A 19,405-nucleotide genomic window follows, 5' to 3' on the forward strand; every position below is an offset into this window, starting at 1 on the left:
GACAGAAACTGACTGAATGTAACACCGATTTAGCCACAAAAAAAATTTCGGATACGGTTCCTCTTTGGATACAGAAACTACACCCACAGAAAGGAAAAGGCAACTCTGGTGTTTAGTTCCCAAAAAAGGACTCAGACATAAACCACAGCAAAAAGTTACTCATAAATGATGAGGCCTCTTTACTCCACTAAAATGCTGAAATTTCGCTGAGGTACTGTTTTTGCTAACTTGTTATATAAAGTAATTTATCGTCGTTATACCGTAAATGGATTAGGATAATAACGCAAAATCGTCGTTGTTATCCCGTAAAGTTACTATATTTTTTAAATAATACCATGACAGTAGCCCTTAAGGTCGCAAACAGTTTTAAACATTCCTATCCGTCTCGGCCAATCCCATACTATTGCTTTTTCTACACCACGACTTTACAAGAGTTTTACCATAGCTACTCCATATGTAGTCCAAGTCAAAATCCAAGTGTAGTTCAATACATCTCAAAACCATTCGCTGGTAATCTTGGGATGTATATGCCAACCTAGGTAAGGGACCTAAAAAAAAAAGCGGAGGCACTACCTCCGCTCTTTTTTAAATAGAACGCTGTAATACTACAGTACTTATTGTTTTACCAACTTACGCATACTGGTTTCGCCCTGTACGGTTATCTGTACCAGGTAGGTTCCTGCTGCAAGTGTGCTCACGTCCAGGGTGGTTTTGGCCTGTGTAGCCGTTTGCTGCAGTACTTTTTGCCCCAATAGGGTGTATATGGCCACCCCATCTATAGGCTGCGTAGTGGCAGTCTCTATGGTAACCGTCCCTGTGGTTGGGTTGGGGTACATCGCAAAGTTGTTCATGGTAACGTCCTGTGTCCCCAGGAAGAAGTCGCCATCTATCACAATATCGGTGGGTCCTCCTGTATTGGCTACGTACACATAATAGGCCTGTCCTGCCGTTACGGGAATACTGGCATCTGCACCGGGAGCACACTGGTTGTCAAAATAATCTACCAAGGCAAGGTCTGTCTCTACGGCATTCTCGTCTGGAGCGGTATAAAACGTAACCGAGGTAAATCCAGCTGGCGTAGTTACCAAGGCTGTAGCAGTTCCACCTTGTGTAGGCACAAAGTTATACCAAACGCCCAATACACCTGCATTATCACAGCCTGCTGGGGTACCGGCCTCGGTCGTCGCAGCCTGCATCACCACACCCGGATCTGTGTAAGGGAAGCCTATCTCATCTACATCAATACTGTTCTCAATCATATCGTTGGGAGGGGGGAGTAGGGTGCACTCCAGGTTAAGGGAGAAGTCTCCAGTGTTGGTTCCAAAACCGTGTACCAGGATATAGTACGTTGTGCTACCATCACCCTGGAACGAGACTTCAGACTGTAACCCACAAGCATCATCGTTATCTACCTCGCACACCAAGGCGCCACAATCGCCACTGTAAACGGTTAACTTACTGTCGTAGGTTGTACCGCCATCACATAAGGAGAGGGTATAATCTGTAGTAAATCCGCTGGTATCCTCAAACACATACCAAACCCCTGGTGCCGTAATGTCCTGTGTACACACGGGAGAGGTATCCAACGTAGCCGTTGCGGTACTTCCTGTAAGGGTCTCCCCGCAAGTAATGGGCAATGCACCACTACAAAAGTCGTTATCCGGTAGTTCCTGGCAGGTAATCTCCATACTGAAGTTGCCTGATTCCATATCGTTCCCTTCAATCATGATATAGTATGTAGAAGCACCATCGGAAAGAAACTGAACTTCAGACTGAAGCCCACAAGCATCATTGTCCATCGCTATCTCATTCATAAGGTCACAATCGTCATATATTCTAATTACCGAATCATAGTCGGTATTGTTACATAGCGAAACTGTAACCAGCTCCAAGGAACCATTTCCTGTATAACTGAAGAATTCGTCCGGCGCTGGGTTTCCACCGCTATCGGTATCAAAAATTGTTTCACCGGCAATAACATCGCCACAGGCTACGGTGATAGCCCCAGCACATTGGTCGTTGCTAACAACAAAAGGGAAGTAGCGTGACACATACGAGTCTATACTTGCAACAGCAGTAAAGATATCTTCCCCGGCAAAGGGATCCATATCTACCATATCCCTAAAAGACCCTATGGCCAATAGCTCTCCCGCCATATTAAAAACGTTATGCGGATTGTTCTCAGACCCAGATCCACCTACAAACCAGTGGTTTTTATAGCTTCCATCGGCAGCTTGGTGAACGGTAAAGTTATCTCCCACACCATTGGAAGTACCGGATGCCATCCCTGGGCCTGCATCAAAATCTGAAGTACCAATAAACGACCCTGAAATAAAGAGATCGCCATTGGGCGCCTGTACAATACTATATACATCTTCCAAGTCTGCATTGCCCTCGCCACCTGTTACGTAGCTCATCAAATAGTTACCATCGGTATCAAACTTAGAGTAAAAAGCATCAGATGTTCCGTTGGTGGTAATGGTGTTGTCACCAACGCTAGGGTCTAGATCTACGGTTCCGCTCACGGTTCCACCTACATAGATTTCAGAGTCAATTTCAGTGATAACATTCGCTAGTTCCAGTCCAGAACCTCCAAATACCTGGCCCCAGATATAGTTTCCATCGTTATCCACCTTGCTCACAAAAATATCGTCACTTCCGTTTGTAGTGTAGTTATCCACACCGGCACCTGGATCAAGATCTACTTGGTTCCTGAACCTTCCAGTTACCAGGATGTCCTCATTGGCATCCAGTTCAATGTCCTCAACTTCTACAATGCCTCCAGCACCTTCGTAGGTTTTAACCCATACAAAGTTACCATCGGTGTCCAATTTCAGTAAAAACCCATCGGGTGTAGAACTATCTGCCGAAAAGATGGTATTGTCCACTGCTGGGTCTGGATCAAAATCTGCCAACAAGAAAGAGCCGCCAATATATACGTTCCCGGCACTGTCCACTTCAATGGTTTGTGCGTCTTCGTTTATGGGACCAAAACCAAACGGGTTACTCACCTGTTTTGCCCAAACAAATTCCTGGTTGCTATCCAGCTTTATAACAAATATATCTCTACTCAAACCAGGCGCTGGTTGCAGTAAGGGAAAAACACCGGGTCCCGGGTCTGCATCAAACGGGTTGGCTGCGAGTGCCCCTTGGAAATATCCTGTAAGATACAAATTGTCATTTGCGTCTATGGCAACATCTATAACCACATCGTCAAAACCGCCACCAAAACCTAATACGCCCACTGGATCTCCATTGTTATCGTGTATGGCCACATAGCCATCTGCATTTCCACCGGCAATTGTAATCGTGTCCGGCCCAATGGTAAGGGTGTTCTGGTACAATCCTGTTGAAAAAATTGTTCCATTGCTGTCCATAGCAGTACTGAACACAATATCTATACCTAGATCGCCATAGGTAGAAGTTCCAAAATATTGCTGTGAGAACCCAAATAGGGGAGCTAGCAAAAATTGTAAAATAAGTAACTTTGTTTTCATGATCTTCTTTATTAATAGTTATTGAGAGAGGTTAAACTGAAGGCCAATCCCACGAACACTCTCAATGCTTATGTTGGGATCTTCCTTTAAATACTTTCTAATTCGGCTCACAAATACATCCATGCTGCGGCCCGAGAAGAAGTCGGTCTTTCCCCAAACTTGGCTCAATATTTCTTCCCGCCGAAGCAACTGGTTGCTATTGCTGAACAAATAATAGAGCAGCTTGGCTTCCTTTTCGGTAATTTTTGAAGTGTTGTTGTGTATGGTAAGAGTAAGGTTTGGATAATCGAAGGTGTATTTTCCTATGGCAACAGTCTCGGTAGTTCCTTCTACGCCATAATTGCTTTGCTGTGAGGCTCTTTTAATGATGTTATGCAACCGAAGTACCAATTCTTCGGCTTCAAAAGGTTTTACTATATAGTCGTCTGCCCCTAGTTTCAACCCTTTTATACGATCTTCCTTTGTCTTTCTGGCCGTAAGGAACAGGAAAGGGGTATCAGGTTTTAATTCAACTATCTTCTTGGCAAGGGTAAAACCATCCATAATGGGCATCATTACATCCACTATACAGAGGTCGAAATCTTTTTCCTTGATAATTGTATACGCCTCCTCACCGTGCAGTGCCCAGGTTACCCCAAATTTGTTCAACGTGAGGTATTGTTTCAGCATAGTGCCAAAATCTTTATCATCTTCTACCAGTAGGATCTTTTTCATGCGCTCACGGGTATTTTAATGGTGAATGTGGTTCCTTCTCCTTCGTTGCTGTACACCTCAATGGTTCCGTTGTGGGCTTTTATGATCTGGTCTGTATAATAGAGCCCAAGTCCCAAGCCCTTGTAATTGTGGGTATCCTTTTCGCCCACACGATAAAACTTTCCGAAGATATATTTCTGGTATTTTGGAGCAATCCCAATGCCATTGTCCATTACCGAAATGGTGTGGGAGTTAAGCTCTGTGTCCAGACTGTAGGTTACCTGTAAATGGGTGCCACCATACTTTACGGCGTTGTTCAATAGATTAATGATGGCCGTACCTATATAAAAGGTATCCGCAACCAATAGCACCCCCGTGTTTTCAATATCTCGCAATATGGAAACGTCTTCTGAAAGGGTATGCCCATAATCGTCCAACAGGTCGTTGAGGAAGGTGGTAGCGTTGCATTCTTCTTTGTTCAACTGGATTTCTTTGTACCCCAGACTGCTTTTTAATACCTGGTCTATCAATTTTTGAAGCCTCGTGTTCTGTCTTTCCACCACGGCTATTGCTTCGTTGGCTACTTCTTTATTTCCTTTGGCATATTCGCTCGTGAGGGTCTTTGTGGCTAACGATAGTGTGGATAAGGGCGTTTTAAGTTCGTGGGTAATATTATTTATAAAGTCTGTCTTAATTTCGGCAACCCGCTTTTGTTTCAGCAAATTTTGAATGGAATAGTAGAGCAAACCAACTACAAAAAGGAATAGCAGGGTAGAGAGGATGAGCAATACTGAAAGTTCACGGATGAGGAGTGAATTCCAGTTTGAAATGTTCATATAGATGCTGGACTTAAAATCAAGATCTACAGTTTCAATTCCGTTTGGGGTTGTTACGTCATGGTCTTTTTTCCACGAACTATTGTTAATGAGCAGTGCCTCATTAGAATTGAAATTTTCCCCCAGCAGCACTATGGTATCGGTACGGCTTTCTGGATATAGGGTCTCGGTACTCCCCAGCGAATCTGTCACGGTAATGGAAGTGACTATTTTTTTTATTTTAATGTCGAAGTCGGCATCATACTTTTTAAGACCCTTATTAAAAATCTCTATAAAGCCCGGGTTTATTTCCGTGCTTTTTTCTTCCAACCGTTTCAAAAGCTCCCCGTTATCTATTTGGTTGTTCCTATAGGCCTCGAGATTGGTAAGGAAATCGTTTCGGTAGCGCCACGCAATGGAGTCTACTTTTGGGGAGGTGTAAATTCTTGCAATGGCATTACGAGCGTCTATGGTAATGGTCTTCTGTTTTAGCTCGTAGGTATTGTAGATTAAATACCCCTGTATTCCTACCAGCGAAAGCAGGGTAAAAATAGAGATTGCTATAAGTATCTTAAACTTCATTGCAACACAAATGTAGCGCATTGAGCTTCAAACTTGTGCACAAAAAGCGTGCGTTAACCGTTCGTTAACTTAACGGTTCACCTACAAAAACTTCCCCCGTAGTTCAGGAGTCGGAATCATACAGCTCTCTTTCTTGCCGTACCATGTGTAGCGGTTTTTTGCCACATAGTCGTACACCCAATTACGGATACACTTGGGAACAACCATAAAACCATAGAGTAGGGGGTACAGTCCTCCCAAATGGCGGGCTACCCTTAAAGCGGCTGTTGATTTTGTATACGCCTTGCCCCCGTCTATCAATACAATGGAATCTACCACGGAAGGATCAATATGGTGCTTGGCCAATAACGAGGTGCCAGGTTCTTCCTGCAAGGCGGCAAACCGGAACAGGTCCTTCTTGTCCCGCTGTATCACAAACGTAACCGAACCGTTGCAAAGATTACAAACACCATCAAATAAAATGGTTTTATGCTTTTTCATTACTATTTACATTTGGACGTACACCCCTGTAGTCCCCTCGAGGGGACAACTTTTGTTTATTACACTTTTTCTAATTCTTCCAAGCTCACGTTGGTGGTGAACATGCCGTAGTTTACAAAAGCCTTGTTTTTTTCTATAGCATCTATAGTCCCAATGGCACGGCCATCGATCATCCGTACCCGGTCACCCACTTTTAAGGTTACCTTTGGTTTGGGTGGGGGTGCTTTCTTGGCCTTGGCTTTTTCCTTTTTCTTCTCTTTCCTAATTTTGGCTACTTTTTGCTCTACTTCCTGTTTTAACTCATGCTTTTTCCTCTTTACCGCTTTTTTTTGTTTAGGAGCCAGTTTTTTTCTTTTGCTGTTCTCGGTCATTACCAATTTGTACAGCTCGTCCATCAATTGCTTTTTCTGCTTGTTGTTAAAGAACTTTTCAGCAAGACTATCAAAACGTCTTCCTAGGGTAAGCAGCTTTTGGTTGGCATCGTACAGTTCTTGGTAGCTCTCCAGCTTTTCCTGCACCTTTGCATTTACCTCGGCCAATTGTTCGCTCTCCTTTCGGGCCTTCTCTGCTGAAGTTTCCAAGGTTTCCGAAGTCTTCCGAAGCTTGGAGCGTTCCTTCTGCAAATTTGCAATGGTCTTATCAAACCGTATCTTTCCCCGCTCGATCTTTTTTTTGGACCTGTTTATCAAACTATACGGAATACCGTTTTTCTGCGCCACCTCAAAGGTGAACGAGCTACCTGCTTCGCCCATTTGTAGCTTATAGACCGGGGCAAGGGACTTACTGTCAAACTGCATATTGGCGTTCACGGCGTGTGGGAGCTCGTTGGCCAACAGTTTCAAATTTGCATAATGGGTAGTGATAATACCAAATGCTTCCCGCTCGTAGAAGACCTCCAAGAACGTTTCGGCCAGCGCACCACCCAGTTCTGGATCACTCCCCGTACCAAACTCATCTATTAAAAAGAGGGTGTTCTCGTTGCATTTCCGCAAGAAATGTTTCATCTTCTTCAGGCGGTAACTGTAGGTACTCAAATGATTCTCGATACTTTGGTTGTCGCCAATATCGGTAAGCAATTTGTCAAAAAAACATACTTCGCTCTGTGGTTCCACGGGAATCAACAAGCCACTCTGCAACATAACCTGCAACAGTCCCACGGTTTTAAGGGTAATACTTTTTCCACCTGCGTTGGGCCCGGAAATCACGATTATGCGCTTATCTTGGGACAACTGTATGGTTTGAGGATAGGTTTTTTCTTTTCGTTTACGATTGGAAACCAACAGCAATGGGTGGTATGCATCCAGGAGATGAAGCTGGCGTTCCTTGGTGAGCAGGGGTAATACACCATTAATTTCAACTGCGTACTTGGCTTTTGCATACATAGCATCTATTACTGTGAGATACTCTTGATAGGAAGCAAGATGGTGGTTGTAAGGGCGTACAAACTCTGTAAGCACTTTTAAAATGCGCTTCACCTCTTCACGCTCCTCGTACTCAAGATTACTCAGTTCATTAGCATACTCCAGTGTTTCCTGTGGCTCCATATACACAATACTCCCTGTCTTGGATTGTCCCAGGACGGTACCTTTAATCTTGCGGCGGTACATTGCCGTTACGGCCAGCACACGCCTGTTGTCCACAACAGTTTCCCGTATGTCATCTAAATAGTCGGAGCCCGCATATTTGCTCAATGCTTTCGAGAACGAGGAGTTTATCTGTCCTTTCACCACGTTCAATCTACGCCGTATCGTGCCTAACTCTGTAGAAGCTTCATCCTTTACGTTTCCGTATTTATCGAAGATCTTTTTAATTTCCTCCGCAATGCTGGGTGCAAACTCAATTTGTTCTGAAAATTCTTGTAATGAAATATAGAATTCCTCAAATTTTTTGAAAAACTTCAGAAGGCTTTGTGTAGTTTCTGAAAGCGATAACAACTTCCTAAAACTAAAACTTTCCAAGGTGCTGTTTTCAATCTCCAATAATTGAAGTTCCTTGTAAATAGGCTCAAAACCGTGATTGGGAATAGGGGAGTCACTGCCAAAAGAGGCCGTGAATTCCTTGACGCGTTTCAGCGAAGGCAGTACTTTTTCGGTATTCTTGAAAGGTGTAATTTCCAGCACCATCTTATTTCCGGGAGCTGTGATGCAAAATTCAGAGACTTGCTCCAAGACCTTCGGAAACTCTACATCTTCCAGTGTTTTTTTATCAATCTTTACCATAGTTTTTCCTTGCAAATGAAGGATATACGCACAATTTTTTCTTAAACGCTTCACAAAAAAGCGCTAGGCTACGTAATTTTACACAAAAGTACATATAATGGATGTAAAAATTGAACCGAGTTGGAAGCAGGTTTTGGCTCCTGAATTTGAGAAACCCTATTTTCCGCAGCTCATTCAGTTTGTAAAACAAGAATACTCCCAAAATACCTGCTACCCACCAGGCTCGCAGCTATTCTCGGCTTTTGACCATGCACCCTTCCACGATGTGAAAGTGGTTATTTTGGGGCAAGATCCCTATCACGGCCCACAACAGGCCAACGGGTTGTGCTTCTCGGTGGCAGATGGGATTGCGCTACCACCCTCATTACAGAATATTTTTAAGGAATTGCAAACCGATGTAGGCACACAACCACCCACATCGGGAAATCTGGAACGATGGGCAAGACAAGGAGTGTTGTTGCTCAATGCCACCCTCTCGGTAAGGGCACACCAGGCAGGAAGCCATCAGGGTAAGGGCTGGGAACAATTTACCGATGCTGTGGTCTCAAAACTTTCGGCGGCGCGTGAAGGTTTGGTCTTCTTGCTTTGGGGCGGTTACGCCAAACGGAAAGGAGCGAAGATTGATACCTCCAAGCACCTTGTCCTCACCTGCGGACACCCATCGCCATTAAGTGCAAACAGAGGCTATTGGTTTGGCAATAAACATTTCAGCAAAACCAACAAATACCTTGAAGACAACCAAAAAGAACCCATTAATTGGTAAACGGAATGAAAATTGATTTTAATACTATGATGAAAACTACACAACATATCGCTTTGCTGTTCACACTTTGTGTAACCTTGCTGGCCTGCGGACAAAACTCGCCCACCTTTACACCCACACAAAACAGTTTCCAAATAGACCACGACAAAAACATCATCGTACTGAATATTGATGTTGAGGACGACATAACCCACGATCTCACGATGCTTCAGCTAGATGAAACGTACCATTTTTCAACTACTGCCGAAGGATTGAGGGATACCGAAAATTATGAAGTAGAAAAGGACGGGGAAACCTATAAACTGTTTATCACCAAATCTCCTATCATCGCCATTAAAATAAAGGACAGCTTGAGTAAGCACCCCAGAAAATTAGGGTTTTTTCGCTATTTTGATGCAGGTACTACCTTTACCAGCGTGATAGGGATGGACCTGCGCGGTAACCTCTCGCTTACATACCCGAAGAAGTCTTTCAACCTAGAGTTTTATACAGATTCGGTTTCCAAAGGTCAAAAGGATATTAAGCTAAAAAAACTGCGAAAAGACGATGACATTATCCTTGACGGACTCTACAACGAACCTCTTTTGTTACGCGCCTACACCTCCCAAAAACTTTGGAAGGACATCCACACGCCTCACTATGCCTCTGAAGAAAAGAAAGCACGGGCTACGGTAGATGGTTTTTATGTAGACCTGTTCGTGAACGACGAATACCGAGGCATTTATCTGGTTTCAGAAAAAATAAACCGCGGATTGCTAAAATTGAAGAAAAAGAAAGATGGTGTAGTGCGTGGCGAATTGTTTAAAGCAGGCTACTACGATCCCGGGACATCGTTTAAAGGAGCACCGGATTTTAAAAACTCGTTACCCACTTGGGCGGGCTGGGAAATGGAATATCCCTATGAAGACTACACAGCTCACTACGACAATCTCCATAAAGCCATAACTTTTGTAACTACTAGCACAGATGCTGAATTTACCCAGCAACTACCCAACTATTTTGAAGTAGACAACTTGGTGGATTATTTTCTGTTCATCAATTTAATACGTGCAACCGACAACCTGGGGAAGAACTTTTACCTTGCCAAATACACTGTGGACACCCCCTATTTTATTGTACCGTGGGACATGGATGGCGTCCTGGGTACCATACAGGCAGGGAAAAGGATCCCAACCACCGATGATATATTGAGCAACCATCTTTTTGATAGAATGGTGAAGGATGTAACCTTCAAACAAAAAATGAACCAACGTTGGGCTGCATTGCGAAGCACGTTTTTTACTGAAGAAGCTCTTGAAGAAAGAATACGGGATACGTACACAGAACTATTGGGCGAAAAAAAATACGAAAGGGACCTACTGGCGTGGAACAAAGGCCACGAAGAGGAACACCTCACGTATATGCTGGACTGGTTACAAAAAAGAATAACGTATTTGGATACGTATTTTAAGGAAGAATAGGAGAGGAGTACCTAGTCTTCGGTTTCCTGCTCGGTGGCATTACAGCTAAATTGTAACAAAAGAAAATTGGTTACAAGCAAAGCCCCCAAAATGATAAAAAATATGCTCATACTATTACTATTTACAGTAGTAAGATGCAAAGACAAGAAACGGGTTGCGTTTGAGTGTTGAAAAAAAGAATAATTAATGGAGGGAAATAATACTGTAGGTTACCTCAGGATATGCGCTACGGGAACATTTTTTTCAATCAATTCTAATTGCAGTAATTTTTCCTGAACCCTTTCAATTTCTGCTGAGGTTAGTTGCTGTTGGCTCCACTCGGTCAACGAGAGCCATTCTTGCACATCATCCAATTGCTGGTTGTATCTATTGCTTATCATCCTGTCGATACTTGGAATATCCTTAAATTCTGAAGTAGTGCGATTGATGATTTCCAAAATAGTATTCACGTTATATGCATCATCCCGCAACACTTGGTCACGCACCGCTATAACAAAACAGGGCCAAGGCGTGGGACATTCGCCCACTCTACGAAAAGGGCCATTGTCCACATAAGGTTTTGTGGTGAATTTTTCCCACATAAAATAATCGCCGTTTCCCTTTGGAAGCTCCTCGAGAGCGCCCTCAAGGTTTTTTATCACTTCAAAATTCAGGTCCTTTTCAAGATCCCAACCTTGATTTTCGGCATTCACGTAAGCCATTAGGTGCGAACCCGAGCCAAAACGGCTAATGGCAGCATCGGTCCCCTTTAGATCTGAAATATTTTCATACCTGGAATTTTCAGCAACATGGATACCCCAAAGCAATGGAGACTGCACAAAACCCTGCACAATTTTTGACGGATTGCCGTTCACGATATCACGAATGATACCCTCGGTTAATATCACTGCCATATCGATCTCTCCCTCCCGCAGTGCCTTATTCATCTGTCCAGTGCCGCCGTGATAGTCTATCCACCGCAGGTTGATGTCGTGCTCGTGGTATTCCTTGTTTTTAAGCGTGATGTACCACGGAAGGTTAAAATGCTCTGGTACACCTCCTATTTTAATTTTTTTCATCTACAAGAAGGTCTAATGTTTTAACAATAAGGCTATCTATGGTTTGTTTCGGGTTTTTACTGAAATCTCCTGTAGCCCTGTTTGCCAAGATAGCATTCAAAGATACGGCACGGTGGCCTAAAAGTTTCGCCAACCCATAAATTCCCGATGTTTCCATTTCAAGATTGGTTATGTTTTGGCCTTTATATTCAAACGAATGTAACTTGTTATTGAGTTCACCATCCTGAAGTGATAGTCGTAATTTCCTACCCTGAGGACCGTAAAAACCAACGTTCGTGGCGGTAACCCCTTTCAGAAATCCTTCTGAAACAAACGTGGAAACCAATGTATCATTTCCCGAAACTACATAAGGTGAAGATTTGTGGATGCTCCAATTTGTGTGTTCTTTGAAGGCTTCGGAAAAATCTTGATCCAAAAAATCTGTATTGCCGTAATAATGAAGCAATCCGTCAAATCCGATGGCTTTTTCAGACACCAAAAAACTATCCAAGGGAATACCTTCTTGGATGGCTCCCGAAGTCCCAATACGTACAAATGTAAGTTCTGTGTGGTTTTCTCTGATCGTTCGGGAATTTAAATCGATGTTCGCCAAGGCATCCAGTTCGTTAAGGACGATATCAATATTATCGGTCCCGATCCCTGTGGAAATCACCGTGAGGCGTTTTCCCTTGTAGGTTCCTGTTTGGGTTTTAAACTCTCGTTTGTGTACCGTACATTCGATACTATCAAAATAATTGGTAACATCGCTCACCCTGTCCGGATCGCCCACCGTGATAATGGTAGTTGCCATTTGTTCAGGGGTTAAGTCAAGATGGTATATACTACCGTATTCGTTTAGGATAAGTTCGCTGGGAGGGAGAGGTTTCAATGGTCTAATGTATTGTTTGTAGTTTATTGTTTGTGGGGTTGGCTTCAATTTAAAAATCAGCAATCAAAAATCAACTATCTTTCAGCCTCCAACACGCTTGGTCTTAAAGCCTTTTTCTTCCAAAAAAGCCATAATTTGTTTACGGTAGTCGCCTTGTATGATAATTTGTTCGTTCTTAAAGCTACCGCCCACACCCAGCATGGTCTTTAGTTCCTTGGCAAGTTGCTTAAAGTCACTCTGGGCGCCATTGTAACCATCAATTATGGTAATAGGTTTTCCTTTTCGCTTTTCATATTTGCAGAGCAGGGGCTCGTCCTGTAACCAAACCGTGGGCTCTTCATTAGTCTCAGGTGTTTCCTCAGGTTCGTGGTCGGGAAAAAGGTTTTTGAGTTGGTCCTGTAAATCCATTTTACTTTTTAATGAGTCCGATTTCCACCAAACGTTGGTGTAAAAATTCACCTGCCGTGATATCCTCATACGCTTTTGGGTGCTCTTTGTCCACACATTCTGGCATACAGCTTAAGTCCATATCGCTTCGCGGGTGCATAAAGAAGGGGATGGAGTAGCGCGGGGTCCCCCATTGGTCCTTGGGTGGGTTTACTACACGGTGGATGGTAGAGCGCAGTTTATTGTTGGTGTGCCTTTCCAGCATATCGCCCACGTTTATAACCAATTCGTCTTCCTCGGGGATGGCATCTATCCACTCGCCATCTTTGCGCAATACTTGCAAACCACCGGTAGAGGCTCCCATTAACAGGGTGATCAAGTTGATATCCCCATGGGCTCCTGCACGCACGGCGCCTTTTGGTTCTTCGGTAATGGGTGGATAGTGGATTGGGCGTAAAATACTATTCCCGTTGGAGGCCCAATGGTCAAAATAATGCTCGTCCACACCAATGTACAATGCCAAGGCACGTAATACGTAAATTCCTGTTTTTTCCAGCATCCGGTAGGCCTCCATACCTGTTTTGTTGAATTCTGGCAGCTCTTCAACCTGAACGTTCTCAGGATATTCATCAATCAAATTTGCATCTTCATCGGGTTCTTGCCCAAAGTGCCAAAACTCTTTGAGGTCGCCTTCTTTCTTGCCCTTAGCGTGTTCCTTCCCAAAGGATACGTACCCACGTTGCCCGCCCAGGCCTTCAATTTCATACTTCTTCTTTGTTTCAACAGGGAGTGCGAAAAAAGATTTTATTTCCTTGTAAAGATCTTCCACTAAAGCATCACTTAAAAAATGATTTTTTAGGGACACAAACCCTATTTCTTCGTAAGCTGTACCTATCTCATCCACAAATTTTTGCTTTCGCTTGGGGTCGTCGCTCAGGAAATCGGCTAAATCTACACTGGGTATATTGTTCATAAGTAAAGATTTTATACCGCAAAGATACCAAAATAGCGGCTCTTTTGTAAGTTCAAAAAAAAATTGGCTTCCATATATGCTCCCACTTAAATTTTCTACATTTGAACTAACAAATAGCACCCATGGAAACGGACACCAAAACAACTATATATTTCGATTATAACCGTGAAGGTATTTCCAACGAAAAATTGGAAGCACTCTACACCCGTATGCTGAAACCTAGACTTATAGAGGAGAAGATGCTCATATTGTTGCGGCAGGGGAAAATTTCCAAGTGGTTCAGTGGGATAGGGCAAGAAGCTATTTCGGTTGGGATTACCTCAGTACTGGAAAAAGACGAATATATTTTGCCCATGCACCGTAATCTCGGGGTGTTTACTGGACGTGACATTCCGCTACACCGTTTATTTTCACAATGGCAGGGCAAGGCAAACGGTTTTACGAAAGGTCGGGACCGTAGCTTCCATTTTGGGACACAGGAATACAAAATCGTTGGGATGATCTCCCACCTAGGGCCACAGTTTGGCGTGGCCGATGGAATTGCCTTGGGAAACAAATTGAAAGAGAACAACCAAGTTTGCGCTGTATTTACAGGCGAGGGCGGTACCAGCGAAGGCGATATACACGAGGCACTCAACGTAGCTTCGGTATGGCAGTTGCCCGTGCTGTTCTGTATTGAGAACAATGGTTATGGCCTCTCGACCCCAACTAGCGAACAGTATCACTGCAAAAATTTGGCCGATCGCGGCAAGGGTTACGGGATGGAAAGCCATATTATTGAAGGCAATAACATCCTTGAGGTATACAGTAAGGTAAATGCTCTAGTTGAAGATATGCGTAAGAACCCACGCCCTGTGCTATTGGAATTTAAAACCTTTAGGATGCGTGGGCACGAGGAGGCCAGTGGCACCAAATATGTTCCAGATGAATTGATGGATCAATGGGGTGAACGAGACCCGCTATTGAATTTTGAAAAGTATCTGCTTGCTGAAGGAATTCTTACTGAAACAAAAAAGGAGGTACTCTACACTGAAATAAAGAACGAAATAAACGAGAACCTGGAAATAGCCTTTAATGAAGAAACCATAAATTCAACTGAAAGTATAGAGTTAAATGATGTTTATGAACCTTTTAACTATCAGGAAGTTAAATCAGATACAAAAACTGAAGAACTGCGTCTTGTAGATGCTATTTCCCAAGGCCTGAGACAGAGTATGGAGCGACATGATAATTCAGTTATCATGGGGCAGGACATTGCAGAGTATGGCGGTGTTTTTAAAATAACCGAAGGCTTTGTAGAACAGTTTGGTAAAGATAGGGTGAGAAATACACCTATTTGCGAAAGTGCCATAGTTTCCGCAGCCATGGGACTTTCCATCAACGGCTTTAAAGCAATAATGGAAATGCAATTTGCAGATTTTGTGACTTCAGGTTTCAACCCAATTGTAAATTATCTCGCAAAGAGCCATTACCGCTGGAACCAAAAAGCAGATGTTGTGATACGGATGCCCTGTGGAGCCGGAGTAGGGGCAGGCCCGTTCCATAGCCAGACCAATGAGGCCTGGTTTACACATACCCCTGGCTTAAAGGTGGTGTATCCTGCATTCCCATACGACGCCAAGGGACTATTGGCAACCGCCATCGAGGATCCAAATCCAGTATTGTTCTTCGAGCACAAAGCATTATATCGTAGTATCCGCCAAGAAGTACCTACAGATTATTATACGCTCCCCATAGGAAAAGCATCATTACTAAAGGAAGGTGAAGATATAACCATTGTTACCTATGGTGCCGGTGTACATTGGGCATTGGATACCTTAGAGGAAATGAAGAATATCTCGGCAGACGTCTTGGATTTAAGGACGTTGGCCCCGCTGGACTCTGAGACTATTTTTGCTTCGGTAAAAAAGACTGGAAAACTCATCATCTTACAAGAGGATAGTTTGTTCGGGGGGATTGCCAGTGACATTTCCGCTCTGGTTTCAGAAAACTGCTTCGAGCATTTAGATGCTCCCGTACAGCGTGTAGCCAGTATGGAAACACCCATACCCTTTGCTGCTAGTTTGGAGGAACAATACCTTCCCAACCATCGGTTTAAAGCCATTTTAGAAGATTTAATAGCTTATTAATCCTTTAACATTTGCTGTTAAACTTCACACAAACAGTAATGGGTCGCTCCAAGTTTGCCGTATCTTAGTACTATTACTAATCACTAAAACTTATATATTATGGTACGCTGGATAATTATTTTTCTTGTAATCGCATTAATCGCTGCAGTATTTGGCTTTGGAGGCATTGCCGAAGGTGCTACAGACATTGCAATGATCATCTTCTGGATTTTTATAGTGCTCTTTGTACTATCTTTACTATCAAGGTTGTTTAGAAAGTAGAAACACACTTCACAACCAAACCAATTAAACACTTAAAATAACCAAACTTAAACAAATGAAAAAAATCATCATACTCATGGTTTTGGCCGTTACTGCATTTTCTTGTGGGACGCCTAAAACCGTAATCGAATCAAAAAAAGTAATCAAGGGCTATTGGTCGCTGGACAACATTAGTTACAGCGAAGCAGGAACCTACAATGTGACTATCTTTAACGATACATCAAAAGAATGTTTTGAAGGTAGTACTTGGCGTTTTATCCCTAACAACAATAGCGGGTTATATACTATAAATAACGGTAACTGCCCAACTGGTGATAGAAATTTTATCTTCACCATTCAGCAGGTTGATGAAACCACTGGTCTTTACGATTTCTTGTTAAAGCCAACAATGAAACTAGGGAAGCCCGATAAGGACAATTCTGTTGGTTTCAGGTTACGCTTAACGCAATTGAGCGAAAACAACATGCAATGGGAACAAACAGTTAGTGTAGATGGGAGCCCTTTTACAATAAGTATGAATTTTTCTAAAATAAATGAATAAACACATGAAAACAATCTATAGAAAATTAGCAATAGTAAGTCTAGCACTTGCAACCTTGGTATTCTTTACCAACTGTGAAGCCACTAGAAATGCCAACAACTCACAAAAAGGCGCCGTGATAGGTGCTGCCGGTGGTGCTATCCTAGGTGCAGTCCTAGGAAACAACATTGGTAAAGGAGGGAATGGTGAACTAGGAGCCGTAATTGGTGGTGTAGCCGGTGGAGCCGCAGGAGCCATTATTGGTAGACAGATGGACAAACAAGCCCAAGAAATTGAAAACGAGATCCCTGGTGCACAGGTAGAGCGTGTAGATGATGGTATTGTGGTAACTTTTGATGAAAATTCTGGAGTGTATTTCGATACTAACAAATATAACATCAACGCAGCCTCACAAGCTACATTGGATAAGTTAACGGGAGTATTGCGTGAATATCCAGACACCAATGTACTGGTAGTAGGTCATACAGACAGTACCGGATCAGACGAATATAACATGACGCTATCCAAGCAACGTGCACAATCGGTAACCTCATATTTTACCAATACCAAAGGGTTGAGCTCTAGCAGATTTACCACAAACTGGTATGGTGAGCAAAGCCCCGTGGCTGACAATAGTACTGCTGAAGGTAGAGCACAGAACAGACGTGTAAATGTGGTAATTGTACCGAATGAAAAAATGGTGCAAGATGCCGAAAACGAGGCTAACAAAGGATAATCACCTTTTTGAATAAATTCAAAAAATCCTGTGTCTAATTATAAGCACAGGATTTTTTTATGTCCAAAACTATCCCGTACTTTAATTTCGAGACGTGAAAACAATAAATGACTTCGATATTGCAATTATAGGAGGCGGACTTGCTGGATTGGCCACCACCATTGCGATGGGCAAAAACCACCGAATCCTTCTTATTGAAAAAGACAGGTACCCACGCCACAGGGTATGCGGCGAGTATGTATCCAATGAAGTATTGCCGTATTTAAGATCATTGGGGGTATATCCTATCGAGCATGGCGCAAAGGAAATAAACACATTACAAATCTCTACCCATACCGGAAAAAGCATTACGTCAAACCTTCCTATGGGAGGTTTTGGGATAAGCCGTTATGCCCTAGAACAATTATTGTACGAGCAAGCAATACAACATGCTACTATACAATTTGAAACGTGTCTCGAGATAGATTTTAAAGAGGATAGATTTAGCATTACCACGAAAGAAGGAAGCCAGCACACAGCGAGATATGTTATTGGCGCCTTCGGTAAACGATCTAACTTAGACAAACAGCTGGAACGGAAGTTCATCCAAAAAAAATCACCTTGGCTGGCTGTGAAGGGTCATTATCAATATAATTTCGAGGATAACCTTGTGGCACTACACAATTTTAAAGGAGGCTATTGTGGCCTTTCAAAAACAGAGACCGGTGTAGTGAACGCTTGTTATCTCACTACCTATTCTTCATTCAAAAAAGTAAAGAGTATCCAAGAGTTTCAACAAAAGGTGATGAGCAAGAATCCGTTATTGGATGTATTCTTCAGCAATGCAAAATCCCTTTTTGATGAACCGCTAACCATAAGTCAAATTTCGTTTGAGAACAAAAAGCCAGTTGAAAACCACATATTTATGGTGGGAGACTCCGCAGGTCTTATTCACCCACTGTGCGGCAACGGCATGGCAATGGCAGTACATAGTGCCAAGATACTTTCTGAAGTTTTTGAAAAACACCCGTTAACAGAAAGAAAAAAATTGGAAGTAGCCTATGCAACCCTGTGGAAAGACACTTTTTCTGGCAGGTTACGAACAGGGAGGCTAATCCAAAAAATACTATTGCGCCCCTCTTTGGCAAAGACAAGTTTCGGTATTGCAAAATTGTTCCCCAGTATGGTTCCTTTTGTTGTATCAAAAACCCACGGAGACATTATTGTATGATTCAATTTTCACCAAAATATCGCTCCAAACAGGTAGAAATACTCGACAGCTTTGAGCTCAAGGGTCCAGAAATGGAACAAATGCTCATAGACCTTAAAATAGTGAACAAGCTATTGGGAGGACAACAGGTAACCATTAACGGTGTTGAAAAGTTACTTAAGGGAATTTCAAAAAACGAAAGCATAACAATTGTAGATATAGGCTGCGGCGACGGAGAAATGCTAAGGAATATCGCGAGGTTTGGCGCTAACAACAATTACAATTTCAACCTTATAGGAGTTGATGGCAACGAACACATCATCAAGATAGCCCAATCAAGGTCCACAGCATTCCAGAACATTAAATTTGAAACAAAAAATATTTTTTCTGAAGGCCCCATAGTTCCCCATTACCACATCGCATTATGCACATTATTTCTACATCATTTTAAAAATGAGGATATTACAACAATTCTTGAAAAGCTTTCAAGCCAAGCGAAAGTTGGAGTAGTGGTCAACGACTTACACCGAAGCCGCATTGCCTTTTGGTTGTTTAAGCTATTCAGCCGTATCTTTATAAAAAGTAAGATTGCCAAGCACGACGGACTGGTTTCCGTAGCTCGTGGATTTAAACGGAAAGAGCTTGAGACCCTAGCAGAAACTATCGCAATGGGAACCTCAAAAATCCACTGGAAGTGGGCCTTTAGATGGCAGTGGATCGTTCGAAACAAGAATTACAAAACAGGAATGAGGAAATAGGGGTGTTAAGCCAGTAT

At 42.8% G+C, this 19,405-nt stretch carries 17 protein-coding genes; 8 read left to right on the forward strand and 9 right to left on the reverse strand.

All coding sequences use genetic code 11. The annotated features are described in order from the left end of the window. Positions 1 to 614 precede the first annotated feature (614 nt). The 5 genes from C8D94_RS09005 to C8D94_RS09025 form a co-directional block, all read right to left on the reverse strand. A complete protein-coding gene (locus C8D94_RS09005) occupies positions 615 to 3,497 on the reverse strand; it encodes a T9SS type A sorting domain-containing protein (RefSeq protein WP_115123625.1) in 2,883 nt (960 codons plus the stop codon). Positions 3,498 to 3,515: 18 nt separating this feature from the next. Further along, positions 3,516 to 4,211, reverse strand: coding sequence for a response regulator transcription factor (locus tag C8D94_RS09010; protein WP_115123626.1), 696 nt, complete (start codon positions 4,209 to 4,211; stop codon positions 3,516 to 3,518). Further along, entirely contained in the window at positions 4,208 to 5,587 is a 1,380-nt protein-coding gene (locus C8D94_RS09015; protein ID WP_170134748.1) for a sensor histidine kinase, read from the reverse strand. Before C8D94_RS09015 ends, C8D94_RS09010 begins: the two co-directional genes overlap by 4 nt. 81 nt (positions 5,588 to 5,668) lie before the next feature. Next, positions 5,669 to 6,067, reverse strand: a complete 399-nt coding sequence (locus tag C8D94_RS09020) for a thiol-disulfide oxidoreductase DCC family protein (RefSeq protein WP_115123628.1) — start codon at positions 6,065 to 6,067, stop codon at positions 5,669 to 5,671. A 59-nt stretch (positions 6,068 to 6,126) separates the two neighbouring features. Next, positions 6,127 to 8,286, reverse strand: a complete 2,160-nt coding sequence (locus tag C8D94_RS09025; RefSeq protein ID WP_115123629.1) for an endonuclease MutS2 — start codon at positions 8,284 to 8,286, stop codon at positions 6,127 to 6,129. A gap of 97 nt (positions 8,287 to 8,383) precedes the next feature. Between C8D94_RS09025 and ung the strand changes: the two genes are divergently transcribed. Both ung and C8D94_RS09035 read left to right on the forward strand, forming a co-directional pair. Then, entirely contained in the window at positions 8,384 to 9,049 is a 666-nt protein-coding gene (gene ung, locus C8D94_RS09030) for a uracil-DNA glycosylase (RefSeq protein WP_115123630.1), read from the forward strand. 26 nt (positions 9,050 to 9,075) lie between these two features. Beyond that, on the forward strand, positions 9,076 to 10,509 hold the full coding sequence (locus C8D94_RS09035; RefSeq protein ID WP_170134749.1) for a CotH kinase family protein: 1,434 nt from the start codon (positions 9,076 to 9,078) through the stop codon (positions 10,507 to 10,509). A 209-nt stretch (positions 10,510 to 10,718) separates the two neighbouring features. On the opposite strand, the gene C8D94_RS09040 is transcribed toward C8D94_RS09035, so the two are convergent. The 4 genes from C8D94_RS09040 to C8D94_RS09055 form a co-directional block, all read right to left on the reverse strand. Continuing rightward, positions 10,719 to 11,567: a substrate-binding domain-containing protein gene (locus C8D94_RS09040; protein ID WP_115123632.1), complete on the reverse strand. Its 849-nt coding sequence runs from the start codon at positions 11,565 to 11,567 to the stop codon at positions 10,719 to 10,721. Continuing rightward, positions 11,554 to 12,435 (reverse strand): nucleoside phosphorylase, encoded by an 882-nt coding sequence (locus C8D94_RS09045; RefSeq protein WP_245946251.1) that lies wholly within the window; start codon positions 12,433 to 12,435, stop codon positions 11,554 to 11,556. Before C8D94_RS09045 ends, C8D94_RS09040 begins: the two co-directional genes overlap by 14 nt. Before the next feature lie 81 nt (positions 12,436 to 12,516). Next, positions 12,517 to 12,843 (reverse strand): translation initiation factor, encoded by a 327-nt coding sequence (locus C8D94_RS09050; protein ID WP_115123633.1) that lies wholly within the window; start codon positions 12,841 to 12,843, stop codon positions 12,517 to 12,519. Position 12,844: 1 nt separating this feature from the next. Beyond that, positions 12,845 to 13,795, reverse strand: a complete 951-nt coding sequence (locus tag C8D94_RS09055; RefSeq protein ID WP_115124027.1) for an isopenicillin N synthase family dioxygenase — start codon at positions 13,793 to 13,795, stop codon at positions 12,845 to 12,847. 122 nt (positions 13,796 to 13,917) lie between these two features. Here C8D94_RS09055 and C8D94_RS09060 point away from each other — a divergent pair, with 122 nt between their 5' ends. The 6 genes from C8D94_RS09060 (at position 13,918) to C8D94_RS09085 (ending at position 19,388) form a co-directional block, all read left to right on the forward strand. Next, on the forward strand, positions 13,918 to 15,924 hold the full coding sequence (locus tag C8D94_RS09060; protein ID WP_115123634.1) for an alpha-ketoacid dehydrogenase subunit alpha/beta: 2,007 nt from the start codon (positions 13,918 to 13,920) through the stop codon (positions 15,922 to 15,924). A 99-nt stretch (positions 15,925 to 16,023) separates the two neighbouring features. Next, positions 16,024 to 16,185: a DUF1328 domain-containing protein gene (locus tag C8D94_RS09065; RefSeq protein WP_115123635.1), complete on the forward strand. Its 162-nt coding sequence runs from the start codon at positions 16,024 to 16,026 to the stop codon at positions 16,183 to 16,185. A gap of 55 nt (positions 16,186 to 16,240) precedes the next feature. Next, positions 16,241 to 16,726, forward strand: a complete 486-nt coding sequence (locus C8D94_RS09070; RefSeq protein ID WP_115123636.1) for a lipocalin family protein — start codon at positions 16,241 to 16,243, stop codon at positions 16,724 to 16,726. A 4-nt stretch (positions 16,727 to 16,730) separates the two neighbouring features. Next, a complete protein-coding gene (locus C8D94_RS09075; protein WP_115124028.1) occupies positions 16,731 to 17,441 on the forward strand; it encodes an OmpA family protein in 711 nt (236 codons plus the stop codon). A 94-nt stretch (positions 17,442 to 17,535) separates the two neighbouring features. Next, complete coding sequence (locus C8D94_RS09080; protein ID WP_317047716.1) at positions 17,536 to 18,651, forward strand: NAD(P)/FAD-dependent oxidoreductase; 1,116 nt, start codon at positions 17,536 to 17,538, stop codon at positions 18,649 to 18,651. After that, a complete protein-coding gene (locus C8D94_RS09085) occupies positions 18,648 to 19,388 on the forward strand; it encodes a methyltransferase domain-containing protein (RefSeq protein WP_115123637.1) in 741 nt (246 codons plus the stop codon). The genes C8D94_RS09080 and C8D94_RS09085 overlap by 4 nt, the downstream gene beginning before the upstream one ends. The last annotated feature ends 17 nt before the right edge of the window (positions 19,389 to 19,405 follow it).

It is taken from the genome of Marinirhabdus gelatinilytica, assembly GCF_003353425.1.
Classification (GTDB): Bacteria; Bacteroidota; Bacteroidia; order Flavobacteriales; family Flavobacteriaceae; genus Marinirhabdus; species Marinirhabdus gelatinilytica.